Annotated in this window: 21 protein-coding genes; 12 read left to right on the top strand and 9 right to left on the bottom strand. The window is 71.6% G+C overall.

The genetic code is table 11. The features are described 5' to 3' along the window. The first annotated feature begins 330 nt into the window (after positions 1-330). Complete coding sequence (locus IF37_RS0108525; protein WP_030738684.1) at positions 331-870, top strand: bacterial proteasome activator family protein; 540 nt, start codon at positions 331-333, stop codon at positions 868-870. A gap of 94 nt (positions 871-964) precedes the next feature. Here the strand turns inward: IF37_RS0108525 and IF37_RS0108520 are convergent, their stop codons facing one another. Further along, complete coding sequence (locus IF37_RS0108520) at positions 965-2,593, bottom strand: protein kinase (protein WP_030738681.1); 1,629 nt, start codon at positions 2,591-2,593, stop codon at positions 965-967. Between the two features lie 343 nt (positions 2,594-2,936). Between IF37_RS0108520 and IF37_RS0108515 the strand changes: the two genes are divergently transcribed. Further along, the gene (locus IF37_RS0108515; protein ID WP_173456754.1) at positions 2,937-4,595 is read left to right on the top strand and encodes a protein kinase; all 1,659 of its coding nucleotides are present in this window, start codon (positions 2,937-2,939) and stop codon (positions 4,593-4,595) included. A 51-nt stretch (positions 4,596-4,646) separates the two neighbouring features. Here IF37_RS0108515 and IF37_RS0108510 read toward each other — a convergent pair whose 3' ends face one another. After that, positions 4,647-5,690, bottom strand: a complete 1,044-nt coding sequence (locus IF37_RS0108510) for a phosphotransferase (protein ID WP_173456752.1) — start codon at positions 5,688-5,690, stop codon at positions 4,647-4,649. Positions 5,691-6,367: 677 nt separating this feature from the next. On the opposite strand from IF37_RS0108510, the gene pdhA reads away from it, so the two are divergent. The 3 genes from pdhA to IF37_RS0108495 are packed head-to-tail and all read left to right on the top strand — an operon-like array spanning position 6,368 to position 9,956. Beyond that, complete coding sequence (gene pdhA, locus IF37_RS0108505) at positions 6,368-7,585, top strand: pyruvate dehydrogenase (acetyl-transferring) E1 component subunit alpha (RefSeq protein WP_030738671.1); 1,218 nt, start codon at positions 6,368-6,370, stop codon at positions 7,583-7,585. Position 7,586: 1 nt separating this feature from the next. Next, positions 7,587-8,564 (top strand): alpha-ketoacid dehydrogenase subunit beta, encoded by a 978-nt coding sequence (locus tag IF37_RS0108500; protein WP_030738668.1) that lies wholly within the window; start codon positions 7,587-7,589, stop codon positions 8,562-8,564. Positions 8,565-8,573: 9 nt separating this feature from the next. Further along, positions 8,574-9,956 carry a dihydrolipoamide acetyltransferase family protein gene (locus IF37_RS0108495; RefSeq protein WP_030738665.1) on the top strand — a complete coding sequence of 461 codons (1,383 nt, stop codon included), beginning with the start codon at positions 8,574-8,576 and terminating at the stop codon, positions 9,954-9,956. 75 nt (positions 9,957-10,031) lie between these two features. Here the strand turns inward: IF37_RS0108495 and IF37_RS0108490 are convergent, their stop codons facing one another. Further along, a complete protein-coding gene (locus tag IF37_RS0108490) occupies positions 10,032-10,934 on the bottom strand; it encodes a D-alanyl-D-alanine carboxypeptidase family protein (RefSeq protein ID WP_030738660.1) in 903 nt (300 codons plus the stop codon). A 200-nt stretch (positions 10,935-11,134) separates the two neighbouring features. Between IF37_RS0108490 and IF37_RS0108485 the strand changes: the two genes are divergently transcribed. After that, positions 11,135-11,809 (top strand): GntR family transcriptional regulator, encoded by a 675-nt coding sequence (locus IF37_RS0108485; protein ID WP_030738657.1) that lies wholly within the window; start codon positions 11,135-11,137, stop codon positions 11,807-11,809. Further along, positions 11,806-13,119 (top strand): nitrate/nitrite transporter, encoded by a 1,314-nt coding sequence (locus tag IF37_RS0108480; protein WP_030738654.1) that lies wholly within the window; start codon positions 11,806-11,808, stop codon positions 13,117-13,119. The genes IF37_RS0108485 and IF37_RS0108480 overlap by 4 nt, the downstream gene beginning before the upstream one ends. 40 nt (positions 13,120-13,159) lie before the next feature. On the opposite strand, the gene IF37_RS0108475 is transcribed toward IF37_RS0108480, so the two are convergent. Further along, complete coding sequence (locus IF37_RS0108475; protein ID WP_030738651.1) at positions 13,160-13,984, bottom strand: maleylpyruvate isomerase family mycothiol-dependent enzyme; 825 nt, start codon at positions 13,982-13,984, stop codon at positions 13,160-13,162. A gap of 184 nt (positions 13,985-14,168) precedes the next feature. On the opposite strand from IF37_RS0108475, the gene IF37_RS0108470 reads away from it, so the two are divergent. Further along, entirely contained in the window at positions 14,169-14,993 is an 825-nt protein-coding gene (locus IF37_RS0108470) for a carbon-nitrogen family hydrolase (protein WP_030738648.1), read from the top strand. 40 nt (positions 14,994-15,033) lie between these two features. Here IF37_RS0108470 and IF37_RS0108465 read toward each other — a convergent pair whose 3' ends face one another. Next, positions 15,034-15,528, bottom strand: a complete 495-nt coding sequence (locus IF37_RS0108465; protein WP_030738645.1) for an LURP-one-related/scramblase family protein — start codon at positions 15,526-15,528, stop codon at positions 15,034-15,036. A 204-nt stretch (positions 15,529-15,732) separates the two neighbouring features. Here IF37_RS0108465 and IF37_RS0108460 point away from each other — a divergent pair, with 204 nt between their 5' ends. Beyond that, positions 15,733-16,593 carry a calcium-binding protein gene (locus IF37_RS0108460; protein ID WP_030738643.1) on the top strand — a complete coding sequence of 287 codons (861 nt, stop codon included), beginning with the start codon at positions 15,733-15,735 and terminating at the stop codon, positions 16,591-16,593. A gap of 169 nt (positions 16,594-16,762) precedes the next feature. Next, positions 16,763-18,634 carry an NHL domain-containing thioredoxin family protein gene (locus IF37_RS0108455; protein ID WP_030738640.1) on the top strand — a complete coding sequence of 624 codons (1,872 nt, stop codon included), beginning with the start codon at positions 16,763-16,765 and terminating at the stop codon, positions 18,632-18,634. On the opposite strand, the gene IF37_RS0108450 is transcribed toward IF37_RS0108455, so the two are convergent. The 3 genes from IF37_RS0108450 to IF37_RS0108440 all read right to left on the bottom strand — a co-directional run bounded on the left by IF37_RS0108450 (position 18,622) and on the right by IF37_RS0108440 (position 22,178). Beyond that, positions 18,622-18,876 carry a DUF6458 family protein gene (locus IF37_RS0108450; protein WP_030738638.1) on the bottom strand — a complete coding sequence of 85 codons (255 nt, stop codon included), beginning with the start codon at positions 18,874-18,876 and terminating at the stop codon, positions 18,622-18,624. The genes IF37_RS0108455 and IF37_RS0108450 overlap by 13 nt on opposite strands. 66 nt (positions 18,877-18,942) lie before the next feature. Beyond that, the gene (locus tag IF37_RS0108445; RefSeq protein ID WP_030738635.1) at positions 18,943-20,241 is read right to left on the bottom strand and encodes a M18 family aminopeptidase; all 1,299 of its coding nucleotides are present in this window, start codon (positions 20,239-20,241) and stop codon (positions 18,943-18,945) included. Positions 20,242-20,351: 110 nt separating this feature from the next. Next, complete coding sequence (locus tag IF37_RS0108440) at positions 20,352-22,178, bottom strand: acyl-CoA dehydrogenase (protein WP_030738632.1); 1,827 nt, start codon at positions 22,176-22,178, stop codon at positions 20,352-20,354. A gap of 242 nt (positions 22,179-22,420) precedes the next feature. On the opposite strand from IF37_RS0108440, the gene IF37_RS0108435 reads away from it, so the two are divergent. After that, positions 22,421-22,897 (top strand): SseB family protein, encoded by a 477-nt coding sequence (locus IF37_RS0108435; protein WP_030738629.1) that lies wholly within the window; start codon positions 22,421-22,423, stop codon positions 22,895-22,897. 111 nt (positions 22,898-23,008) lie between these two features. Beyond that, entirely contained in the window at positions 23,009-23,980 is a 972-nt protein-coding gene (locus IF37_RS0108430; protein WP_030738626.1) for a pirin family protein, read from the top strand. A 19-nt stretch (positions 23,981-23,999) separates the two neighbouring features. Here IF37_RS0108430 and IF37_RS0108425 read toward each other — a convergent pair whose 3' ends face one another. Further along, on the bottom strand, positions 24,000-24,581 hold the full coding sequence (locus tag IF37_RS0108425) for a GNAT family N-acetyltransferase (RefSeq protein ID WP_052845043.1): 582 nt from the start codon (positions 24,579-24,581) through the stop codon (positions 24,000-24,002). Positions 24,582-24,658: the final 77 nt, after the last annotated feature.

The following is a 24,658-nucleotide window of genomic DNA, read 5'->3' as shown; positions in this document are numbered from 1 at the left end:
ATGGCCCGGGGCAAAGGAGTGGGCGGGGGCCGGCTCGGCGGTGTGCGCGGGCGGGCTGCCGTAGACGACGGCGATGCCGTATACGGGCAGTGCCACCGCCGTGAGGACGGCCAGCGGCCGCAGCCGGCGGAGCGTGATGCGCAGGCGTGGAGTCACGTCGGTGACCTCCCGGAGCCCAGGTGTCGTGACCAATGGATAACCGACGGGCACAAGCCTCACATCCGACGCGCGGGAGGGCATTCCGGATTGGTTCGATGGGCCTAAACGGCGGAACGGCCCTACAGGGGGGCAGCACGGTGGTGAGGTGGTGGCGTGCGAGAGAATGACGGCATGGAGATGCCGAGGAACGAACGGTCGCCGGAGAACCCCCAGATCCTCGTCGTGGGGCAGGACGGGATGGCACTCGGCGGCGGCGGGGACGACTCCCGTGAGACCCCGGTGACGGAGCAGGTGGAACAGCCGGCCAAGGTCATGCGGATCGGCAGCATGATCAAGCAGCTGCTGGAGGAGGTGCGGGCGGCTCCCCTCGACGAGGCCAGCCGGGTGCGGCTGAAGGAGATCCACGCCAGCTCGGTCAAGGAGCTGGAGGACGGCCTGGCCCCCGAGCTGGTCGAGGAACTGGAGCGGCTCTCCCTGCCGTTCACCGACGACGCCACCCCGAGCGACGCGGAGCTACGGATCGCGCAGGCCCAGTTGGTGGGCTGGCTGGAGGGCCTCTTCCACGGGATCCAGACGACGCTGTTCGCCCAGCAGATGGCCGCGCGGGCCCAGCTGGAGTCGATGCGCCGTGCGCTCCCGCCGGGCATGCCCGGTCCCGAGGGCGTCGACGACCACCCCGCGGGCGGCCGCTCGGGCGGGCCGTACCTGTAGCCCACCGGCCGGAGCGGCCCTCACATCCGAAGGGCCCGGCGGACGACCGCCGGGCCCGACCCGTGTGCCGGGCCGGTCCGTGCCCCGGCGCGGGTCACTGCGGCGGGTTGCCCGTCGACACGCTCAGCTCGATGGAGCCCACGGCGTCCGGGTCGACGTCGGTGCCCTGGGCGGGGAACTGGTTCAGGACGGTCCCGTCGCCCCAGGTGTTGTCGTCCTGGTCCTTGATGTTCCACTTCCAGCCCGCGGCCTGGAGGCACTTCTTCACGGAGCCGATGTCCTTGTACCGGAAGTCGGGCAGTTGGACCTTGTCCTCGTCCCGCCACGACTCCCGGGGGTCGGTGCACTGCTCCGCGTCGATCTGCCGCGAGGTGTCCGGACCGAGGTAGCCGGCCCGGTGGGATGCGGACGCCGAGACGTCGGCGCCCCCGGTGCCGCGCTTGACGTCGTCGCCGCCGTTCCGCAGCGTCAGCGTGACGACCAGCCCGACCGCCACGACGGCGGCCACCGCGACCGCGCCGACGAGCACCGGCCGTCTGGTCCGGCCGCCGCCGGCGGACGGCCCGGCCGGCTGCGGCGCGATCGTGTACGGCGGCGGGGTCTGGGGAGCGGTGTGCGGGCCGTAGCCCGCGGGCGCCGTCTGGTAGCCGCCCTGCTGCGGATAGCCGTAGGAGGGGGCGGGCGCCGGGTGGCCGTACGGGTTCGGGGCCGTCTGGTACGGAATCCGCACCTGTCCGGGGTGCGCCGGGGGCACTCCGTCGACCGGTGGGAACACCGCGGAGCCGACCCCCGTGCCGCTCTGCCGGGGCTCGGCGCCCGGCACGATGTTCGGCGGGGCCGTGTGGACGGAGGCCGCGACGCGCAGGCACTCGGCGCGCATCGCCTCGGCGGTCGGGAAGCGCTCGTTCGGGTTCTTCCGCAGCGCGCGGGCGACCAGCGCGTCCACGGCGGGCGGCAGCGCGCGGTTGACCGAGGAGGGCGCCACGGGCTCCTCCTGCACATGCGCGTACGCGATCGCCAGCGGTGAGTCGGCGTCGAACGGCAGCCGCCCGGTGACCAGCTGGAACAGCATGATGCCGACCGAGTAGAGGTCGGAGCGGGCGTCCACGGCCCGGCCCAGGGCCTGCTCGGGCGAGAGGTACTGCGGGGTGCCCACGACCATGCCGGTCTGCGTCATCGAGGTGACACCGGACTGCATGGCGCGGGCGATGCCGAAGTCCATGACCTTGACCACACCACGCTTGGTCGACATCACGTTGCCCGGCTTGATGTCGCGGTGGACCAGCCCCATCTCGTGGCTGATCTCCAGGGCCGCGAGCACATCGGCGGTGATCTTCAGCGCCTTGCCGGCCGGCATCGCGCCGTACTCCCGGATGTCCTGCTCCAGGACGGAGCCGAGCGGGTGGCCCTCGACGTACTCCATGACGATGTACGGCGTCGCCATGCCGTTCAGCTCGTCCTCGCCGGTGTCGAAGACGGAGACGATGTTGGTGTGCGTGAGCTTGGCCACGGCCTGCGCCTCGCGCCGGAAGCGTTCGCGGAACGCCTGTTCCCGGCCGAGCTCCGTGTGCAGCGTCTTGATGGCGACCTGGCGGTCCAGCACCGTGTCGTACGCCAGGTACACCGAGGCCATGCCGCCCTCGCCGAGCAAGTCGCGCAGCTGGTAGCGGCCGGCGGCCAGCGCCTGTCCCGCGTACCGGCCGTGTGCGCCGTCCTGGCTCATCTCTCCGCGTCCCCCACTGGCCGCCCGGCGCCGTCGTCCAGCGGACAGGCCTTGATCGAATGGCTCATTCCCGGCCAAGTCTGCCCCAGGGCACCGACACGTCAAGCGCGGTGCCCGTTCCGTGACCGTACGGGCAGGAAGCGTCGCGCAAGCGTTACCGGGGCCGGACGAACGGCGCACGGAATTTGCGCGACGGCACGTGCGGGAGGTTTCATGACCGGTCCGTCCCGGGCCGGTCCCGGACGCCGTTCCGAACCGGCGGCACCCACGGAGGCTGTAGCGTGGCCGACGAAGACCGTGACAACACCGCGCGCACCGCGGGCAGAAACGACGGCGAGGACTGATGGCACAGACGCAGCGCTCTCAGGGCCCGTCCGACCCCGAGGCGACTGGCGGCGGCATGTCGGACGCGCCGGAGCTGTGGGGCAACGGCGGGCTCGTCGGCGATGGCCGGTACCGGCTCACGCACCGGCTGGGCCGGGGCGGCATGGCCGAGGTGTTCGCGGCCGAGGACGTGCGCCTGGGCCGCACGGTCGCGGTCAAACTGCTCCGCGCGGACCTGGCCGAGGACCCGGTCTCCAAGGCCCGTTTCACCCGTGAGGCACAGTCCGTCGCGGGCCTCAACCACCACGCGATCGTCGCCGTGTACGACTCCGGCGAGGACATGGCGGCGGGCGGCCAGCCCGTGCCGTACATCGTCATGGAGCTGGTCGAGGGCCGCACCATCCGCGACCTGCTGATGAACGCCGAGGCGCCGGGCCCCGAGCAGGCGCTGATCATCGTCTCCGGTGTGCTGGAGGCGCTCGCCTACTCGCACCAGCACGGCATCGTGCACCGTGACATCAAGCCGGCGAATGTCATCATCACCCACAGTGGTGCCGTGAAGGTGATGGACTTCGGCATCGCCCGCGCCCTGCACGGCGCGTCCACGACGATGACGCAGACCGGCATGGTCATGGGCACCCCGCAGTACCTCTCCCCGGAGCAGGCGCTCGGCAAGGCCGTCGACCACCGCTCCGACCTGTACGCGACCGGCTGCCTGCTGTACGAACTGCTCTCGCTGCGGCCCCCGTTCACCGGCGAGACCCCGCTGTCGGTGGTCTACCAGCACGTCCAGGACATGCCGGTGCCGCCGTCGCAGGTCACCGACGGCACCTGCCCGCCGGAGCTGGACGGCCTGGTCATGCGTTCCCTCGCCAAGGACCCCGACGACCGGTTCCAGACGGCCGAGGAGATGCGCGGCCTGGCCCAGTACGCCCTCCAGATGCTGTACGAGCAGGGCGGCCACACCGGCACCTGGAACACCGGTCCGGTGGAGGCGCCCGACGGCAGGCACGCCGCGGCGGCCGGCTTCGCCGGGACGACCGTCATGCCGCATCCCATGGACGCGGGCGGCACCACTCAGATCCCGCAGTCGATCCTGCCCGCCGGGTACGGCGGCGGTGACGACGGCGGTTTCGAGGGGCACGGCAACAAGGGCAGCGGGCGCGGCAAGCTGTGGATCCTCGCCGTCCTCGCGGTCGTCGCGATCGCGGGGGGCGTGGCGCTGGCGCTGAACGGCGCGGGCGGCGGCGACGGCAACGGCATCGACACCAAGCCGACGACGACGCACTCCAAGAACACGAAGGACGAGTCGCCCTCGCCCACCTCGTCCGAGACGGACACCGAGGAGCCGTCGAACTCCGCCACGGACACGGGCGGCTCGGACACGGGCACGGGCACGGGTTCCGGCTCCGGCTGGCCGCCGGCCACCACGCCGTCCTACAGCCAGTCGCAGTCGGCGCCGTCGACGCCGAGCAGCGAGCCCTCGGACCCGCAGCCCACGCAGACGCAGCCCACGAACCCGACAGACGGCGGCACCACGAACGGCGGCACCACCGACGGCGGGACGACCGACGGCGGGACGACCGACGGCGGGACCACCGATGCCGGGACCACCGACGGCGGCGGCACCGCCGAGGGGACCACCACGCTCGGGACCACCGGCGACACCGCCGGTTGAAGCGCACCTCCGGTGCCCGGTCCGGACCCCTCCTGAGGTGACGCCGGCCGCTCACCGCACGAATCCGTCGCAGACCGCGTCGTACTCGCGCGTCCACCACACCGCGAGTGCCGACGCGGCCGGGAACTGGCGGTCCGCGCGCGTGTCGCCGCGCTCGTAGTGCCAGCGCAGCATCCAGAAGTCGTTCAGCCGCTCCCACCACACCCGGTGCACGGCCGCCGCCAGCTCCGCGGGCGTGGCGCCGGCCGCGCGCCGGTACGCGCGCGCGTAGGCACGCACCTTCGGCAGGTCCAGCGTCCCGCCGGGCCGGACGAAGAAGATCACGGCGGCGCGCACGGCCTCCTCCGCGCGCGGCTGCACACCGAGCCGGTCCCAGTCCACGATGGCGGCCGGGGCGTCGTCCTTGTAGAGCAGGTTGAACGGGTGGAAGTCGCCGTGCACCCAGCCCACCGGGCCGCCGCGCGGCGGACGCCGGCCCGCGTGCTGCTCCAGCAGCGCGCGGCGCTCCAGCAGCCGGTGCCGGGCCAGTTCGTCGAAGGCGTCGGCGGGGCGGTGCCGGCGGACGTGCGCGAGCAGGCCGTCGATGAGGGCGAAGGTGTCGGCCGGGTCGGCGCTCTCCACGGGGTGCGGGCCGGTCGCCGGGCGGGTGCGCGCCTTGGGGGGCATGACGCGCTCCAGACAGGCGTGGACGGCTCCGAGGAGCGTCCCCAGCCGGGCGCTCTGTCCACGGGTGAGCTGGCCGCCGTCGCGGTGTCTGCCGTCGATCCAGGGGTGCAGCGCGTAGGCGTGGCCGCCGACGACGGCGACCGTGCGGCCCTCCCGGTGCGCGAGCGGCGGGGCGACCGGGACGCCGAGCTCGGCGAGGCGCTGGGTGGCCCGGTGCCGGCGTTCGATGGCGGCCGGATCGGCGGTGTCGGGGTCGAAGTGGTGCTTGAGGAAGTAGCGGCCGCGGGTGGTGCACAGCCGGTAGCCGCGGTTGAGCAGCCCCTGGTCGACCGGCTCGCAGGTGAGGGCGGTACCCGCGGCGTACAGGCGGAGCAGGGCGCCCAGAGGGGGCGCATGGGGCTTGAGGGGTGGTACACATGAGCGCGGCACGCGCCAGATGTTAGGGCACGCGAGACGCCCGTGAGCTGGGGCTTGTCACAGGCAGTCGCTGATGGTCTCTTTCGGTCACGACGGTGCTTTCCCGCCTGCATACGGGTGACACGGTGTGTGTCCGGGTGCCACGACCTGGCGCATCCGGGTGGCTCGTGGGACTCCAGGGAGGCCCGTGTACGGCCGGTCCGCCGGGCGGCCCGGAACGTTCCCTTCCGCCCCCGTCCCGCGGATGGCCGGAACCGCCTGCCGGGTTCCCGCGCTCCTCCGGTCACCCCGACGGCCCCGGCGCCCGGCCGGCGGACGTTTCCGTGGCCGACGCCCGGAAATGCCTGGACTTTTCCGTCTTCGGGTACGAGGCGCGTCTCACAGGGAACTCTTCCCGTGGCCTGGGTCGACGGGATAACGTGCGGTTGCTCCGGACCGCCGCAAGGCTGTGACCAGCGCGCTTTCACATCACCTCGATTTACTTGGAAATCCAAGCAAAATCGCAGGTCAAACGGGGTTTCACAGAAATGTGAGGCACTGGGTAACGTGATGGTTGCAGGGCGCTCGCCGGGGCACCTGTCACGCCTGTTCCCGGCCGAGTGGCACCCACCCCGTGCCCGGTGGTCGAAACAGGTGAGCCGCACTGGCCTACCGGCAACCCCGGGGGCCGGAACGACGGAGGAGCACACGTGACCGTGGAGAGCAGTGCCGCGCGCAAGCCGCGACGCACCGCCGCAGGCAAAGCCGGCACCACCGGCAGCAAGACCGGAGCCACCGGCACCAAGCGCACCACCCGCACCACCCGCAGTGCCGCGAAGAAGAGCGCCGAGCCCGGACTCGTGCAGCTCCTCACGCCGGAGGGCGAGCGGGTCGAGAACGCCGAGTACGACGCCTACGTCGCCGGCATCACCCCCGAAGAGCTGCGCGGCCTGTACCGCGACATGGTGCTCACCCGCCGTTTCGACGCCGAGGCCACGGCCCTCCAGCGCCAGGGCGAACTGGGCCTGTGGGCCTCCCTGCTGGGCCAGGAGGCCGCCCAGATCGGCTCCGGCCGGGCCACCCGTGAGGACGACTACGTCTTCCCGACCTACCGCGAGCACGGCGTCGCCTGGTGCCGCGGCGTCGACCCGACCAACCTGCTCGGCATGTTCCGCGGCGTGAACAACGGCGGCTGGGACCCGAACAGCAACAACTTCCACCTCTACACGATCGTCATCGGCTCCCAGGCGCTGCACGCCACCGGCTACGCGATGGGCGTGGCCAAGGACGGCGCGGACTCGGCCGTCATCGCCTACTTCGGCGACGGCGCCTCCAGCCAGGGTGACGTGGCCGAATCGTTCACCTTCTCCGCGGTCTACAACGCCCCGGTGGTCTTCTTCTGCCAGAACAACCAGTGGGCGATCTCCGAGCCCACCGAGAAGCAGACCCGTGTGCCGCTCTACCAGCGGGCCCAGGGCTACGGCTTCCCCGGCGTCCGCGTCGACGGCAACGACGTGCTGGCCTGCCTCGCGGTCACCAAGTGGGCGCTGGAGCGCGCCCGCCGCGGCGAGGGCCCCACCCTGGTCGAGGCGTACACCTACCGCATGGGCGCCCACACCACCTCCGACGATCCCTCCCGTTACCGGGGCGACGAGGAGCGGCTGGCCTGGGAGGCAAAGGACCCGATCCTGCGCCTGCGGCGGCACCTGGAGTCCTCCGGTCACGCGGACGAGGGATTCTTCGCGGAACTCGAGGCCGAGTCCGAGACGTTGGGCAAGCGGGTGCGCGAAGCGGTCCGCGCCATGCCCGACCCGGATCACTTCGCCCTCTTCGAGCACGCGTACGCGGACGGGCACGCGCTCGTCGACGAGGAGCGCGCCCAGTTCGCCGCGTACCAGGCGTCGTTCGCCGAGGAAGGGGGTCACTGAGATGGCCGAGAAGATGGCGATGGCCAAGGCCATCAACGAGTCGCTGCGCCGCGCGCTGGACACCGACCCCAAGGTCCTCGTCATGGGCGAGGACGTCGGCAAGCTCGGCGGTGTCTTCCGGGTGACGGACGGCCTCCAGAAGGACTTCGGCGAGAGCCGGGTCATCGACACCCCGCTCGCCGAGTCCGGCATCGTCGGCACCGCGATCGGCCTGGCCCTGCGCGGCTACCGCCCGGTGGTGGAGATCCAGTTCGACGGCTTCGTCTTCCCCGCCTACGACCAGATCGTCACCCAGCTCGCCAAGATGCACGCCCGCTCCCTGGGCAAGGTCAAGCTGCCGGTCGTCATCCGCATCCCCTACGGCGGCGGCATCGGCGCGGTCGAGCACCACTCCGAGTCCCCCGAGGCGCTGTTCGCGCACGTGGCCGGCCTGAAGGTGGTCAGCCCGTCCAACTCCTCCGACGCGTACTGGATGATGCAGCAGGCCATCCAGAGCGACGACCCGGTGATCTACTTCGAGCCCAAGCGGCGCTACTGGGACAAGGGCGAGGTCGACCCCGAGGCGATCCCGGCCCCGCTGCACAAGGCGCGCGTGGTCCGCGAGGGCACGGACCTCACCCTGGCCGCCTACGGCCCGATGGTGAAGCTCTGCCGGGAGGTCGCGGACGCGGCGGCCGAGGAGGGCAAGTCCCTGGAGGTCCTGGACCTGCGCTCGGTCAGCCCCCTCGACTTCGACGCCGTCCAGGCGTCGGTGGAGAAGACCCGCCGCCTGGTCGTGGTGCACGAGGCGCCGGTGTTCTTCGGCTCCGGCGCGGAGATCGCCGCGCGGATCACCGAGCGCTGCTTCTACCACCTGGAGGCCCCGGTCCTGCGGGTCGGCGGCTACCACGCCCCGTACCCGCCGGCGCGGCTGGAGGAGGAGTACCTGCCGGACCTGGACCGCGTGCTCGACGCCGTCGACCGCTCGCTGGCGTACTGAGAAAGGGCCGTGACGACGATGACGGAAGCGTCCGTACGCGAGTTCAAGATGCCCGACGTGGGCGAGGGACTCACCGAGGCCGAGATCCTCAAGTGGTACGTCCAGCCGGGTGACACCGTCACCGACGGCCAGGTCGTCTGCGAGGTGGAGACCGCCAAGGCGGCGGTGGAACTCCCCATCCCCTACGACGGCGTGGTCCGCGAACTGCACTTCCCCGAGGGCACCACGGTGGACGTGGGCACGCCCATCATCGCGGTGGCCGTGGCCGGTGCCGCCGCGCCGGAGGCCCCCGCCGAGCGGCCGGCGGCCGAGCCCGCCCGGCCGAAGGAGGAGCCGGCGGAGCCGAAACCGGAGGGCCGGCAGCCGGTCCTCGTCGGGTACGGCGTGGCGACGACCTCCACCAAGCGGCGCCCGCGCAAGGGCCCCCAGGTCACCGTTCCGGCGCCGGCGCAGGCGGTCCGGACGGAGCTGAACGGGCACGCCGGCGCGGGCACCGGGACGTCCCGCCCGCTGGCCAAGCCCCCGGTGCGCAAGCTCGCCAAGGACCTGGGCGTCGACCTGGCGGCAGTCACCCCGTCCGGCCCGGACGGTGTGATCACCCGGGAGGACGTCCACGCCGCGGCCGCGCCCGTGGCCGCCGCCCCGGCCGCCGCCCCCGCGGCCCCGTCGCCCGTGGCGTCGTACGACACCGCGCGCGAGACCCGCCTCCCGGTCAAGGGCGTCCGCAAGGCCACCGCGCAGGCGATGGTCGGCTCGGCCTTCACGGCTCCGCACGTCACCGAGTTCGTGACGGTCGACGTGACCCGCACGATGAAGCTGGTCGAGGAGCTGAAGCAGGACAAGGACATGCAGGGACTGCGGGTCAACCCGCTCCTGCTGATCGCCAAGGCCCTGCTGGTCGCCATCAAGCGGAACCCGGACATCAACGCCTCCTGGGACGAGGCGAACCAGGAGATCGTGCTCAAGCACTACGTGAACCTGGGCATCGCGGCGGCCACTCCCCGTGGCCTGATCGTCCCGAACGTCAAGGACGCGCACGCCAAGACGCTCCCGCAGCTGGCCGAGGCGCTGGGCGAACTGGTGGCGACGGCGCGGGAGGGCAAGACCTCGCCCGCGGCGATGCAGGGCGGCACGGTGACCATCACCAACGTCGGCGTCTTCGGCGTGGACACGGGCACCCCGCTCCTCAACCCGGGCGAGTCGGCGATCCTCGCGGTCGGCGCGATCAAGCTCCAGCCGTGGGTGCACAAGGGCAAGGTGAAGCCGCGTCAGGTCACCACCCTGGCGCTCAGTTTCGACCACCGCCTGGTCGACGGCGAGCTGGGCTCCAAGGTCCTGGCGGATGTCGCGGCGGTCCTGGAACAGCCCAAGAGGCTGATCACCTGGGCCTGACGGCACCGTCGTCAGCCGAACGCAACGGCAAGGGCCCGCCGCTGGTCGCGGCGGGCCCTTCGGGCTGTGCGGGGGTCAGCCGAGGCGGGAGAAGCCGTAGTTGAGCAGCTTCTTCGCGTCCGTCTCACGCTGGGTGATGGAGGAGGAGGCGAGGACGGTGCCGATGACCGTCTTGCCGTTCCGGGTCGCGGCGAAGACCAGGCAGTACTTGGCCTCCGGACCGGAGCCGGTCTTCACGCCGATGGTCCCGCTGTAGCTGCTGAGCAGCCCGTTGGTGTTGGTCCACGGGGCCATCGTGCGGGTGCCGCCCGACTTGGTCTGCGTCTTGGCGGTGTACGACTTCGTCTTGACGACCGTACGGAACGTGGAGTTCTTCATCGCGCTGCTGGCAATCTTCGTCAGGTCGCGCGGCGTCGAGTAGTTGGTGCCGTTGCCGATGCCGTCGAAGGAGTCGAAGTGGGTGTTCTTCAGACCCAGGTTCTTCGCGGCGGTGTTCATCTTGCCGATGAAGCTCTTCACGCGCGCGTCGCGGGTGGAGCCGGAACCGTACTTGTCGGCGAGCGCGTAGGCGGCGTCGCAGCCGGACGGCAGCATCAGACCGTACAGCAGCTGGCGGACGGTCACCTTGTCACCGACGATCAGGTGCGCCTGGGAGGCGTTGTTCTTGACGACGTAGTCGCTGTACGCCTTCTGGATCGTGACCTTGGTGTCCAGGTTGAGGTTCGACTGCGCGAGCACGACCTTGGCGGTCATGATCTTGGTGGTGGAACCGGTGGCGAGCCGCGTGTCGGCCTGCTTCGTGAACAGCGTCGAGCTGTTCCCGTTGTTCATGAGGTACCCGCCCTTGGCCACGATCGAGGGCGCGGTGACGGCCTGTGCGGGCGCCGCGGTGAGGGCACCGGTGGCGGCGAGCGCGCCGGAGGTGACGGCGACGGCGGCGGCTTTGCGAAGGCGGGTGCCCATAATGCCGGTAATCAAAATGATCTACCCCGAATGTCTTGAATGGCCCTGTAGGGCTGCCGAGTTGAGGTGAGAGCGGAAGGGGGGCCGCACATGTGTGACACGTAAGTAGCACAGAAGGTTGTGCAGCCGCGGAGAGAGGTGTGCGTCACATTCGCCGGGGTCCGCATGATGGACGGCGCCACCACTTGCGTACGTGTTGTATCTATCCTGTCGGCATGAAAACGGCCGTCGAGCATCCAGCACCGCAGTCCCTCAAGCAGCCACCCGCCGCCGATCGCGTCTACACCCACGTCAAGCAGGGCGTCCTCGACCGCCGTTACCAGGGCGGCACCCTGCTCACCGAGGGCGAGCTGGCCGAGGCCGTCGGCGTCTCGCGCACCCCCGTACGGGAGGCGCTGCTGCGGCTGGAGGTCGAGGGCCTCATCCGGCTCTACCCGAAGAAGGGCGCCCTGGTCCTGCCGGTCTCCGCGCAGGAGATCGCCGACGTGGTGGAGACCCGGCTGCTGGTGGAGGAGCACGCGGCCCGCAAGGCCGTCCCCGCCCCGCCGGACCTGCTGGAGCGGCTGACCGCGCTGCTGGAGCAGCAGAAGGCGCAGGCCGCCGCCGGTGACCTGGCCGCCGCCGCGGTCACCGACCGCTGCTTCCACGCCGAGATCGTGCGCAGTGGGGGCAACGAGATCCTCTCCCGGCTCTACGACCAACTGCGCGACCGCCAGCTGCGGATGGGTGTCGCCGTCATGCACTCCCACCCCGACCGGATCGCCAAGACGCTCGCCGAGCACGAGGAGATCCTGGACGCGCTGCGGGCCGGGGACGCGGAAGCGGCCGTCGGCGTCGTGCACCGGCACGTCAGCTGGTTCTCGCACCTGGCGCGGGGTGAGGTCCGATGAGCGCTCCGGTGCGCAACGCCGCCACCCTTCCGGGCGACCCCCCGGGCGGACGCCGGGCCGTCGCCGTGTGGTCCATCGGCGTGGCCGTCTACTTCGTCGCCGTCATCTTCCGTACGTCCCTGGGGGTGGCCGGCCTCGACGCGGCCGACCGCTTCCATGTGAACGCCTCCGCCCTCTCGACGTTCTCCATACTCCAGCTGCTGGTCTACGCGGGCATGCAGATACCCGTCGGCCTGCTGGTCGACCAGCTCGGCACCAAGAAGGTGCTGAGCATCGGGGCGGTGCTGTTCACCGCGGGGCAGCTCGGCTTCGCCTTCTCCCCCACCTACGGCACCGCCCTCGCCTCCCGGGCCCTGCTCGGCTGTGGCGACGCGATGACCTTCATCAGCGTGCTGCGGCTCGGCACCCACTGGTTCCCGGCCCGGCGCGGTCCGCTGGTCGCCCAGCTCGCCGGACTGGTCGGCATGGCCGGCAACCTGGTCTCCACCCTGGTCCTGGCCCGGCTGCTGCACGGCGTCGGCTGGACCCCGGCGTTCGCGGGCAGCGCGCTCGCCGGCGTCGTCGTCCTGGTCCTGACCCTGCTGTTCCTCAAGGACCACCCCGAGGGACAGGAGCCGGAGCCGTCCCCGCACCGGGGCGCCGCCTACGTCCGCCGGCAGATCGCCGCCTCCTGGCGGGAACCGGGCACCCGCCTCGGGATGTGGGTGCACTTCACCACCCAGTTCCCGGCGATGGTGTTCCTGCTGCTGTGGGGCCTGCCGTTCCTGGTCGAGGCCCAGGGCCTCAGCCGTGCCACGGCCGGCGAACTGCTCACCCTGGTCGTCCTGTCCAACATGGTGGTCGGCCTGGTCTACGGCCAGATCGTCGCCCGGCACCACGCGGCCCGGCTGCCGCTGGCCCTGGGCACCGTGGGCGCCACCGCGCTGCTGTGGGCGGCGACGCTGGCGTACCCCGCGCCGCACGCGCCCATGGGGCTGCTGCTGGTGCTCTGCACCGTGCTCGGCGCCTGCGGACCGGCGTCGATGCTCGGCTTCGACTTCGCCCGGCCGGCCAACCCGCCGGAGCGGCAGGGCACGGCGTCCGGCATCACCAACATGGGCGGCTTCATCGCCTCCATGACCACGCTGTTCGCGATCGGTGTGCTGCTCGACGCGACCGGCGACGACTACACCGTGGCCTTCTCGGCGGTCTTCGTCCTCCAGGCGCTCGGCGTCAGCCAGATCCTGCGGCTGCGCGGGCGGGCGGCCCGGCGGGAGCGGGAACGGCTGGTCGCCAGCCGGGTGGAGACGGTCCACGTGCCCGCGGCCTGAGCCGCACCGCGCGCCCGCGAGGCGCCGGCCGCCCGTCGCGTTACGGCGTCACCGCGAAGTTCCGCAGGATCGCCGCCGCCAGGTCCTGGTCGCCCTCCGTCTTCACCCGGTCCGCCACCGCCTCCGGGCCGACCCGTCCGCAGGCCAGGCGGACATAGGTCTCCCAGTCGAGGGAGAGGGTGGCGGCCGGGCCGAGGGCGGGGGCGGTCTCCACGGTGCCGCGGCCCTGGATGTCCACGCGGACGGTGCGCAGGAACTCCACCGGGCCGTGCACGTCGAACACGATCGCCGAGCTGCGCGGGGCGTCCGCGTCCCGCGCCACCACCTTCGGCAGCGCCTCCAGCAGGACGTCGCGGGCGACGTACGCGCCCGGCGAGTCCAGGTTGCCGGGACGGCCGAGCGCCGTCCGCAGGTCCTGCTCGTGCACCCACACGTCGAAGGCCCGCATCCGGTAGGCCTGTTCCAGGGTGATCTCCTTGCCGAACGGGCCCCGCACGAGGGTGCCGGGGTCCCGGGACTCGTTGCGCAGCTGGCGGTTGCGGCGGATCACCGTGTACTCCAGCTCGGCCGTCATCTCCGGCGCCGTGTGGTGGCGGCGGACGTCGACCTGCATCTCCATGTAGCGCTGGTGCTCGGTGGTGACGTGGAAGAGGTCGCGCGGCAGGGCGTGGATGGGGCGCGGGTCGCCGAGCATCTCGCTGTCCATGCCGATGACATGGGACACGACGTCCCGCACCGACCAGCCGGGGCACGGGGTCCGCCGGTTCCACTCGCCCTCGACGAGCGACTGCACCATCTCGGATATCGCTTCGATGGAGTGCGTCCAGGCGTCGGCGTAGGGCTGGAGGGTGGGATGCAGACTCACGGAACGGGACCCCTCGGCGGTCGGTACACGGGCAGGTGGTGGCGGCGTTGCCTGGCGGACGGCGGCTGCACTGCGGCGGGTGTCTTGAGAGGCTAAGTTACGCTGCTGAAAGGCACCCCGGCAGTGCTTTCGTGTGACGATCGTAGGCCCGTGTGGACGACTTCAATGCCAGGACGGTGGTAGTGTGCGCGCCTCGCTGATCCAGATCGCCGTGGACGAGGACGAACCGGTCGGCTCCCGGCGGCGCCGCGTGGCCGCGCTGGTGCGGGAGCAGCGCGGGGCCGACCTCGTCGTCCTGCCCGAGCTGTGGACCACCGGTGCCTTCGCCTACGAGCGGTTCGGTCCCGAGGCCGAGCCGCTCCGCGGACCGACGTACGAGGCGATGGCCGAGGCGGCGAGCGACGCGGGCGTGTGGCTGCACGCAGGCTCCATCCCCGAGAGGGCGCCCTCCGGCAACGGCTCCGCCACGCAGGACGGCCCGCTCTACAACACGTCTCTCATCTTCTCCCCCTCCGGTGAACTGGCCGCTGCCTACCGCAAGATCCACCGCTTCGGCTTCGACAAGGGCGAGGCCGTGCTGATGGGCGCCGGCCGGGACCTGGTGACGGTCCGGCTGCCCGGTACCACGCTCGGCGTGGCCACCTGCTACGACCTCCGTTTCCCCGAACTCTTCCGCGCGCTGGTCGACGCCGGCGCCGAGACGCTGGTGATCCCGGCGGGCTGGCCCGAGCGGCGACGGGCGCACTGGACGCTGCTGGCCCAGGCACGGGCGGTGGAGAACCAGGCGTTCGTGCTCGCCTGTGGAACGGCCGGGACCCACGCCGGAGTTCCGCAGGCGGGTCACTCGATCGTGGTGGATCCGTGGGGCGAGGTGCTCGGGCAGGCCGGCGCCGGCGAGGAAGTCCTCACGGTCGACCTCGACCCGGCGAAGACGGCCGCGACCCGCGAACAGTTCCCGGCGCTGAAGGACCGGGTCCTGGGCCTGGGGACGCCCCGGCGCCGCGGCTGAGACCTCCGCGCGGCCGGCCCGGCGGGTCCTTCCGGCCCGGTCAGTCCTCCTCGCCCTCCTTCTCGGCGAGGTGGATCACGCACACCGCCACGGCGATCAGCAGCGCCGGGTCGGCGTCCTCCCGTACGACGTCCACGCCGTAGGTGTCGCGCAGGGTCAGCCAGCGCCGGGAGATCACCGCGAGGAGTTCGCCGTCGTACTCAACGGCGAACTCGCGGTCCAGAATCCTGCCGCTGACGTCGAGTCCGGTCCCGTCCACCAGCGAGACCCGGTAGTGGTTGCGCAGCAGGGACAGCCGCTTGCGCTTGATCCTGGCCAGGGCCTCGCCGTCCCGTTCGATCACCATGGTGTCGCGCAGGGCGAACATCTTCTGGTGGATGTCGATCAGCACCCGCCCCTGGGCGTCCTTCAGCTCGAAGGTGTCCCGCAGGCGCATCGCCTTGCCGTCGACGAGGAAGACCTTCCGGCCGTGCTCGTCCTCGATCCACCAGTCGTCACCGATACCGAGGATCCGGTCGCGTACGAGGAATCTCATACGGACCATGCTTCCCCGGCGCCGGCCGAACGTCACGGAGCGGCGGCCGGGACCTGACCGGACACCGCAGTCCACGGGACGCCGGGGTGTCGCGCGGGTGAACTTCGCGCGGGGGCGGGCGAATCGCCCAACCAAACGGGCGGGCGCCGGGTCGGACGTGACGCAAGACGTACGACTTCGCACGTCCTCCCGGAGGTTTCGTCCATGCTTCCTCGTCCCGTCCGCCGCCGCACGACCCGCGCCGTCTCGGCCGCGACGCTGGTCCTCGGCACGGTCCTGGCCGCACCGCTCACCCTGGCCGGTACGGCCGGCGCCGCCACCGCGCCGGCCACCGCCGAGGTCAACGGCTACGACTGGCAGCTCACCTACCAGGCCGCTCCCGGCCAGACCAACAAGGCCGCCGTCACCGCGTCGCTGACCGCGGACCGCGCGGGCATCACCTATGTGATCGACGACGTCGTGCCGGTCAGGGCGGGGCACGACTGCGGCCACCCCGTCGCCGCCGACCACACGAAGGTCTCCTGCACGGTGACCCGCGTGGACAGCCAGGACCCCTACGCCGCCCTGGTCGTGAACCTCGGCGACCGCGACGACACGGTCACCTACAAGAACGCCACCGACCAGGTGTACTCCTACGCACAAATGTCGCTCGGCGCCGGCAACGACAAGGCGACCGACTCCGGCCGCCTCGACGGCGCCTACGTGTCGGGTGACGCGGGCAACGACACCATCACCGTCGGCAGGCTGGGCCTGGCCTGGGGCGGCGACGGCGACGACACGATCAACGCGAGCGGCGGCGACAACATCGTGCGGGGCGGCAAGGGCGACGACACGCTGCACGGCGGTGCCGGCTCCCAGGACCTGTCCGGCGACGACGGCAAGGACACGATCACCGGCGGCGCCGGCGCCGACGTCCTGTACGGCGGCAAGGGCAACGACGTCCTGTACGGCAACAGCGGCGACGACACGCTGTACGGCAACAGCGGCGACGACCGGCTCTACGGCGGTCCGGGCCGCGACACCCTCTCCGGCGGCCCCGGCCGGAACGTGGTCCACCAGGACTGACGCCTCCACCACAGGGGCCACCGGTGCCGGCCGCCGCGGAGCCCCGGCCCGGGCTGTCCACGGCCCGGAGGCGTGCACGGCCCGGGTCGCCGACGGCCCGGGTTGTCCACAGGTCCGGGGTTGTCCACAGGCCCCTCCGGCCGCCGGCACCCGGTGGCACCCTTGAGCCATGACCGACTCCGCACCCCGACGACGTGTTCGCGTACGCGCCCCCGAGCTGACCGGCAAGGGCGGCTGGCTGAACACGGGAGATGAGCAGTACACCCTCGCCGACCTGCGCGGACGCATCGTGCTGCTGGATTTCTGGACCTTCTGCTGTATCAACTGCCTGCACGTCCTGGACGAGCTGCGTGAGCTGGAGGAGAGACACCGGGACACGCTCGTGGTGATCGGGGTGCACTCGCCGAAGTTCGCGCACGAGGCCGAGCACCGGGCGGTCGTGGACGCCGTCGAGCGCTACGGCGTCGCGCACCCGGTGCTGGACGACCCGGAGCTGGCCACCTGGAAGCAGTACGCGGTGCGGGCCTGGCCGACGGTCGTGGTGATCGACCCCGAGGGGTATGTGGTCGCGCAGCACTCGGGCGAGGGGCACGCGCACACCCTCGAGCGGCTGGTGACGGAGCTGGAGGCGGAGCACGAGACGAAGGGGACCCTGCGCCGCGGCGACGGCCCGTACGTGCCGCCGGAGCCCGAGCCGACCAGCTTGCGCTTCCCCGGCAAGGTGCTGCCGCTGCCGTCGGGGAACCTCCTGGTCAGCGACACCACCCGGCACCAGCTGGTGGAGCTGGAGGGGGACGGGGAGACGGTCGTGCGGCGGATCGGCTCGGGTGCGCGGGGGTTCGCCGACGGCGGCCGGCGGGAGGCGTCCTTCAACGAGCCGCAGGGTCTGGCGCTCCTCGACGACGGCTCGGTGGTGGTCGCCGACACGGTGAACCACGCGCTGCGCCGCCTGGACCCGGCCACCGGCGAGGTGACGACCCTGGCCGGCACCGGCAGACAGTGGTGGCGGGGTGCGGCGACCTCCGGTCCGGCCCGGGCGGTGGACCTTTCCTCGCCGTGGGACGTGGCGGTCTTCGGCGGCAAGGTGTGGATCGCCATGGCCGGCGTCCACCAGCTGTGGACGTACGACCCGGTGGCGCGGACCGTGGCCGTGGCGGCCGGCACCGCCGACGAGGGTCTGGTGGACGGGCCCGCCGCCGAGGCGTGGTTCGCCCAGCCGTCAGGGCTGGCGGCCACCGCCGACCGGTTGTGGCTCGCCGACTCCGAGACGAGCGCCCTGCGCTGGGTGGACCCGGACGGCTACGTGCACACCGCCGTCGGGACCGGGCTGTTCGACTTCGGGCACCGGGACGGCGCCGCGGGCCAGGCGCTCCTCCAGCACCCGCTGGGCGTCACCGCGCTGCCGGACGGCTCGGTCGCCGTCGCCGACACCTACAACCACGCCTTGCGCCGCTACGATCCGGCCACCGGCGAGGTCACCACGCTCGCCACCGATCTGCGCGAGCCCAGTGACGCCGTCCTGGTCGGCGGGGACCTCGTGGTCGTGGAGTCGGCCCGGCACCGGCTGACCCGGCTGCGGCTGCCCGAGGAGGCGCTGCGGGTGGAGCCGGTCGCCCACCGCACCGGACGCGCCGCGACGGAGGTCGCCCCCGGCCGTCTCCGCCTGGACGTGGTCTTCCGGGCGCCCGCGGGTCGGATACCGGACACGCGGTACGGTCCCTCGACCCGTCTGCTGGTCTCCTCCACCCCGCCGGAACTGCTGCTCAAGGGGGAGGGCGCGGACACGGAGCTGTCGCGCGAGCTGGAACTGAACCCGGACGTCACCGAGGGTGTCCTGCACGTCTCGGCGATGGCGGCGAGCTGTGACGACGGCCGGGCTGGGGGCACCTCCCGGCCGGAGACCGGGGAAGGCCACCCGGCCTGCCATGTGCACCGGCAGGACTGGGGTGTCCCGCTCCGCCTGGCGGAGGGCGGGACGGACCGCCTGCCGCTCGTCCTCGCGGGCATGGACGAGCAGGAGGCGGTGGCTCAGACGCCGTAGCCGTCCGAGTAGCCGTCGACGCGGTGGTGGTGGCGCGGTTCCTCCTCGACGACCTGGGTCGTCGGGGGGACCACCACGCGGCGGCGGCGGGCGATCCCGCTGAACGTCGCGACGCCGATCAGGCCGACGGCCATCAGGATCAGGCCGACGACGGTGAGGTTGACGCCGTGCATGTGCCAGTCGGTCGCGAACGTGAGGATGGCCCCCACGGCGATGAGGATGATGCATCCGCCGAGCCCCATGAGAACTCGCCTCCCCTTCCGGTTCCGGAGTTTCCGGTGCCGTTCGGGTACCCGGCGGTGGCCCGACTAGCCCTCCAGGAAGGCCGCCAGGGCATTGGCGAGGAGGAACGGGTCGTCGGCGCCGCAGAGTTCGCGGACGCTGTGCATGGAGAGGATCGCCACGCCGATGTCGACCGTGCGGATGCCGTGCCGGGCCGCGGTGATCGGGCCGATGGTGGTGCCGCACGGCATGGAGTTGTTCGACACGAAGGTCTGGAAGGGGACGCCGGCCTTCTCGCAGGCGGCGGCGAACACCGCGCGGCCCGCGCCGTCCGTGGCGTAGCGGTTGTTGACGTTGACCTTGAGGATCGGGCCGCCGTTGACCCGCGGGTGGTGCGTCGGGTCGTGCCGCTCGGCGTAGTTGGGGTGCACGGCGTGGCCGGTGTCGGAGGAGAGGCAGACCGTGCCGGCGAGGGCGCGGGCCCGGTCCTCGAGCGTCCCGCCCCGTGCGAGGACCGAGCGTTCCAGCACGGTGCCGAGCAGGGGGCCGTCGGCTCCGGTGTCCGACTGGGAGCCGTTCTCCTCGTGGTCGAAGGCGGCCAGCACCGGGATGTGGGTGAGGGGGGCGCCGGAGGTCGCGACGGCGGCGAGGGCTGCGACGCCGGCGTGCACGGACAGCAGGTTGTCCATGCGCGGTCCGACGACCAGTTCGCGGTCCCGGCCCAGGTAGGCCGGCGGCTCCACCGGGTGCGTCATCAGGTCCCAGCCGGTGACCGAGCCGGCCGGCAGGGCGGCCTCCTGCTCCAGGAAGGCGATGAGGTCGCCCTCCGTCACATCGTCGCCGAGGCCCCACACCGGCTGGAGGTGCCGCTGCTTGTCGAGCTTGAGCCCCTCGGTGCCGACCGACCGGTCCAGGTGGATGGCGAGCTGGGGCACCCGCAGCAGCGGCCGGTCCACGTTTACCAGGACCGAGGAGCCGTCGCGCAGGGTCAGCCGGCCGGCCAGGCCCAGGTCCCGGTCGAGCCAGGAGTTGAGCAGCGGGCCGCCGTAGATCTCCACGGCGACCTGGCGCCAGCCGTGCGCCCCGCTGTCCGGGCGCGGCTTGACCCGCAGGTTCGGAGAGTCGGTGTGCGCGCCGATGATGTGGAACGGCGTGTGCGGCTCGGCGCCCTCGGGGACGTACCAGGCCACGATGGCGCCGCCGCGCAGCACGTACCGGCCGCCGTACGTCCCGTCCCAGGCGTCCGTCTCGGCCACCTGCCGGAAGCCCGCCTTCTCCAGCCGCTCGGCGGTGTTCGCCACGGCGTGGTACGGCGACGCTCCGGCCGCCAGGAAGGACATCAGGTCGTCGGTGTGGCCGCGGTCGAAGCGGGCTGGTGCGCTCATGGATTCACCTTAACGACGTGCACGGGCCCGCTCTCCGGAAAGAGAGCGGGCCCGTGCGAGGAATCGACGGAGACGTCCGGGATGTCCGGAGCGTCCAGGGCGGGGGCGTTCTAGAACGCGGCCTCGTCCAGCTCCATCAGGTCGAGCTCGACGTTGCCCGCGACCTTGCGGGCGAGGGTGACGCCCGGCAGGACGTTCGCCGCGAAGAACTTCGCCGCGGCTATCTTGCCGGTGTAGAAGGCCTTGTCCTTGGCCGAGGCCGTGGCGAGCTTCTCGGCGGCGACGGCGGCGCCCTTGAGGAGCAGGTAGCCGACGACCACGTCACCGGAGGCCAGGAGCAGGCGGGTGGTGTTGAGACCGACCTTGTAGATGTTCTTGGTGTCCTGCTCGGTGGCGGCGAGGTCGGTGAGCATCACGCCGACGATCGCCTCCAGCTCCACGGCGGCCTTGGCCAGGTGCTCGCGGGCGGCGGCCAGCTCCTCGCCGCCGGTGCCGAGGGCGAGGAACTTCTTGATGTCCTCGGCGAGGGAGTTCAGCGCGGCGCCCTGGTTGCGGACGATCTTCCGGAAGAAGAAGTCCTGGCCCTGGATCGCGGTGGTGCCCTCGTACAGGGTGTCGATCTTGGAGTCCCGGATGTACTGCTCGATCGGGTACTCCTGGAGGAAGCCGGAGCCGCCGAAGGTCTGGAGCGACTGGGCGAGCTGCTCGTAGCCCTTCTCGGAGCCGTAGCCCTTGACGATCGGCAGCAGCAGGTCGTTCAGGGCGTGCTCGGCGGAGGCGTCCTCGCCGTTCGTCTCCTTGATCTGGATGGCGTCCTGCACCGAGGCGGTGTAGAGCACCAGGGCGCGCATGCCCTCCGCGTACGCCTTCTGCGTGATCAGCGAGCGGCGCACGTCGGGGTGGTGGGTGATGGTGACCTTGGGCGCGGACTTGTCCATGAAGTTGGCCAGGTCCGGGCCCTGGACGCGCTCCTTGGCGTACTCCAGCGCGTTCAGGTAGCCGGTGGAGAGCGTGGAGATCGCCTTCGTGCCGACCATCATGCGGGCGAACTCGATGATGCGGAACATCTGGCGGATGCCGTCGTGCTTGTCGCCGATCAGCCAGCCCTTGGCGGGGTGCTTGTCGCCGAAGGTCATCTCGCACGTGTTGGAGGCCTTCAGGCCCATCTTGTGCTCGACGTTGGTGGCGTAGGCGCCGTTGCGCTCGCCCAGCTCGCCGGTCTCGAAGTCGAAGAGGTACTTCGGGACGAGGAAGAGGGACAGGCCCTTGGTGCCGGGGCCGGCGCCCTCGGGGCGCGCGAGCACGTAGTGGAGGATGTTCTCGGACATGTCGTGCTCACCGGAGGTGATGAAGCGCTTCACGCCCTCGATGTGCCAGGAGCCGTCCTCCTGCCGGACCGCCTTCGTGCGGCCGGCGCCCACGTCCGAGCCCGCGTCGGGCTCGGTGAGGACCATGGTGGAGCCCCACTGCTTCTCGGTGGCGATCTTGGCGATGTGCTTCTGGACCTCGTTGCCCTCCTCGAAGAGGATGCCGGCGAACGCGGGGCCGGAGGAGTACATCCACACGGCCGGGTTGGCGCCCAGGATCAGCTCGGCGTAGGCCCAGATCAGGGAGCGGGGCGAGGTGGTGCCGCCGATCTCCTCGGGCAGGCCGAGCCGCCAGTACTCGGAGTCCATGAAGGCCTGGTAGCTCTTCTTGAAGGACGCCGGGACCGGCGCGGTGTTGGTCGCGGGGTCGAAGACGGGCGGGTTGCGGTCGGCGTCGGCGAAGGACTCGGCCAGCTCGTTCTCGGAGAGGCGGGTCAGCTCCTCCAGGACGCTCTTGGCGGTGTCGACGTCCATCTCCTCGAACGGGCCGGTGCCGTACACCTTGTCGCGCCCGAGTACTTCGAAGAGGTTGAACTCGATGTCGCGCAGATTCGACTTGTAGTGCCCCATGGCGACGGCTCCGTTGAGGGATCGGCGAGGCACTGGCTCCTCGCAACTGCTTCACGTACCAACAAGTGGCTACGATGATGCTACCCGTCGGTAATAAGAAGCAACCCCCGTCGGTCCAAGTGTGAGAAGGGTCTACTCCGCCGCGCCCACCGGCCGGCCCGCCTTCCGGAACACCGGGCGGACACCGCGCGAATGTCTCCGGCCCCCCGCCCGGGCCCCCCGCGCTCGGTACGCTTGCGCCCATGTACGGCTACGACCAGAACGTGGGCGCCCAGCAGCAGTACGCCTCGTCGCAGCAGCAGATGCCGGGCGGTGCCGGGTACGGCCAGCAGGCGCCGCTCTATCCGGAGCCGTCCCCGCCGTCCCTCGCGGACGCGGTGCGCGCCTTCACCACCGGCCAGATGGCCGCCGAGGACTTCCAGCAGATCTTCGCCACCTCGAAGGTGTACTGCCCGCGCGGCGACACGCCCGGCTTCCTCGCCCTGCACAACACCCAGCAGCCGGTGATCCCGATGTTCACCTCGCTCAAGGAGCTGCGCCGGTACGCGGGCAAGGAGTCCAAGTACTTCGTCATCACCGGTGCGGAGGTGATCGACCTGCTGCCGACCGGCTACGGCTTCGTCCTGGACATGGAGGGCGAGCACCGGATGGTGTTCGACGCGAAGGCGGTCGAGCAGATGGTCGACTTCGCGATGCGCCGGATGTACGGCGGCGGCTGAGTCGTGCGCGCACCGTACGGGCCCGGGGGAATTTCCTCCGGGCCCGCTCCGTTAGGGGTGGCAGAAAGTTCAACGCTCAACTAAAGTGGGCGTACCAAGGAGGTACCCACCATGCCCGCAGTGACCGTCGAGAACCCGTTGACGCTGCCCCGTGTGACCGCTCCCGCCGACGCCGTGGCCCGCCCCGTGCTCACCGTCACGACCGCTCCCAGCGGTTTCGAGGGCGAGGGCTTCCCGGTGCGCCGGGCGTTCGCGGGGATCAACTACCGCCACCTCGACCCGTTCATCATGATGGACCAGATGGGTGAGGTGGAGTACGCGCCGGGCGAGCCCAAGGGCACCCCCTGGCACCCGCACCGCGGCTTCGAGACCGTCACCTACATCATCGACGGGATCTTCGACCACCAGGACTCCCAGGGTGGCGGCGGCACCATCACCAACGGCGACACCCAGTGGATGACGGCCGGTTCGGGCCTGCTGCACATCGAGGCCCCGCCGGAGTCCCTCGTCATGTCCGGCGGTCTCTTCCACGGCCTCCAGCTGTGGGTGAACCTCCCCGCCAAGGACAAGATGATGGCACCGCGCTACCAGGACATCCGCGGCGGCAACGTCCAGCTGCTCACCTCCCCCGACGGCGGCGCGCTGCTGCGCGTCATCGCCGGCGAGCTGGACGGCCACCAGGGCCCCGGTATCACGCACACGCCGATCACCATGATCCACGCGACCCTCGCCCCGGGCGCGGAGGTCACCCTGCCGTGGCGGGAGGACTTCAACGGCCTGGCGTACGTCCTCGCGGGCCGCGGCAGCGTCGGCACCCAGCGCCGCCCGGTCCACAAGGGCCAGACGGCGGTGTTCGGCGCCGGGTCCTCGCTGACCGTCCGCGCGGACGAGAAGCAAGACTCGAACACCCCGGACCTGGAGGTCGTGCTCCTCGGCGGGCAGCCGATCCGTGAGCCGATGGCCCACTACGGCCCGTTCGTGATGAACACCCGCGAGGAGCTCCAGCAGGCCTTCGAGGACTTCCAGAAGGGCCGGCTCGGCACGATCCCGGCGGTGCACGGGATGACGGAAGGCGGCATCTGACCCTTCGGGGCCCGGCCGGTCAGCGCACCGGCCGGGCCATGAAGAGGGCCTGTTCGCCGGCCGACCCGGTACCGGCGTAGAGCGAGGTGTCCAGGCCGCAGAAGGCGAAGCCCATGCGGTGGTAGGCGTGGATGGCGGGTGCGTTGACGTTGCTCACCTCCAGCCAGACGTGCGCCGCCCCGCGCTCGCGCGCGAAGGCGACGACGTGCCCCATCAGCGCCCGGCCCACCCCCCTGCCCCGCCGGGCCGGGGCGACCTCGATGTCGTGGACGGTCACGCGTTCGTTCCACGGGGCGAAGGACGCCGTCACGAACCCGCACAGCTCGTTCCCGTCGAGGGCGACCACCGTACGGCGGTCCGGGTCACCGGCGTCCGTGTCGGGTCCGGCGTCCTCGTCGGGGAAGACCTTGCGCAGGGGCGGCCGTACCGGGACCTCGCGGAGGCCGAAACCGTGGTCCGTCGCGGTCACCTCGAAGACCGTGTCGGTCGTGAACGATCCGTCGAGCGCGGCGATGGCCTCGGCGTCCCCGGGCCGTGCCGGGCGGAGGACGATCGTCCGCGGCCCGTCGGCGGCCGTCGTTTCCCGTGCGGTTCGCTCCATGCGCCGACCGTACGCCCGCCGCCGGCTGTCCCGCGGCGCGCGGCCGGATCCCCCCGTCCGGCCGCGCACCAGGGGAC

It is taken from the genome of Streptomyces sp. NRRL S-31 (genome assembly GCF_000718775.1).
Classification (GTDB): domain Bacteria; phylum Actinomycetota; class Actinomycetes; order Streptomycetales; family Streptomycetaceae; genus Streptomyces.
Note: the sequence above shows the minus strand (reverse complement) of the source record. Positions and strands in the feature narration are given on the sequence as shown.

What these genes read in the sequence shown, in the direction of transcription:
- IF37_RS0108525 (WP_030738684.1), top strand. Translation starts at nt 331, where the DNA reads ATGGAGATGCCGAGGAACGAACGGTCGCCGGAGAACCCCCAGATCCTC.
- IF37_RS0108520 (WP_030738681.1), bottom strand. Translation starts at nt 2,593, where the DNA reads ATGAGCCAGGACGGCGCACACGGCCGGTACGCGGGACAGGCGCTGGCC.
- IF37_RS0108515 (WP_173456754.1), top strand. Translation starts at nt 2,937, where the DNA reads ATGGCACAGACGCAGCGCTCTCAGGGCCCGTCCGACCCCGAGGCGACT.
- IF37_RS0108500 (WP_030738668.1), top strand. Translation starts at nt 7,587, where the DNA reads ATGGCCGAGAAGATGGCGATGGCCAAGGCCATCAACGAGTCGCTGCGC.
- IF37_RS0108485 (WP_030738657.1), top strand. Translation starts at nt 11,135, where the DNA reads ATGAAAACGGCCGTCGAGCATCCAGCACCGCAGTCCCTCAAGCAGCCA.
- IF37_RS0108480 (WP_030738654.1), top strand. Translation starts at nt 11,806, where the DNA reads ATGAGCGCTCCGGTGCGCAACGCCGCCACCCTTCCGGGCGACCCCCCG.
- IF37_RS0108465 (WP_030738645.1), bottom strand. Translation starts at nt 15,528, where the DNA reads ATGAGATTCCTCGTACGCGACCGGATCCTCGGTATCGGTGACGACTGG.
- IF37_RS0108460 (WP_030738643.1), top strand. Translation starts at nt 15,733, where the DNA reads ATGCTTCCTCGTCCCGTCCGCCGCCGCACGACCCGCGCCGTCTCGGCC.
- IF37_RS0108455 (WP_030738640.1), top strand. Translation starts at nt 16,763, where the DNA reads ATGACCGACTCCGCACCCCGACGACGTGTTCGCGTACGCGCCCCCGAG.
- IF37_RS0108450 (WP_030738638.1), bottom strand. Translation starts at nt 18,876, where the DNA reads ATGGGGCTCGGCGGATGCATCATCCTCATCGCCGTGGGGGCCATCCTC.
- IF37_RS0108445 (WP_030738635.1), bottom strand. Translation starts at nt 20,241, where the DNA reads ATGAGCGCACCAGCCCGCTTCGACCGCGGCCACACCGACGACCTGATG.
- IF37_RS0108440 (WP_030738632.1), bottom strand. Translation starts at nt 22,178, where the DNA reads ATGGGGCACTACAAGTCGAATCTGCGCGACATCGAGTTCAACCTCTTC.
- IF37_RS0108435 (WP_030738629.1), top strand. Translation starts at nt 22,421, where the DNA reads ATGTACGGCTACGACCAGAACGTGGGCGCCCAGCAGCAGTACGCCTCG.
- IF37_RS0108430 (WP_030738626.1), top strand. Translation starts at nt 23,009, where the DNA reads ATGCCCGCAGTGACCGTCGAGAACCCGTTGACGCTGCCCCGTGTGACC.
- IF37_RS0108425 (WP_052845043.1), bottom strand. Translation starts at nt 24,581, where the DNA reads ATGGAGCGAACCGCACGGGAAACGACGGCCGCCGACGGGCCGCGGACG.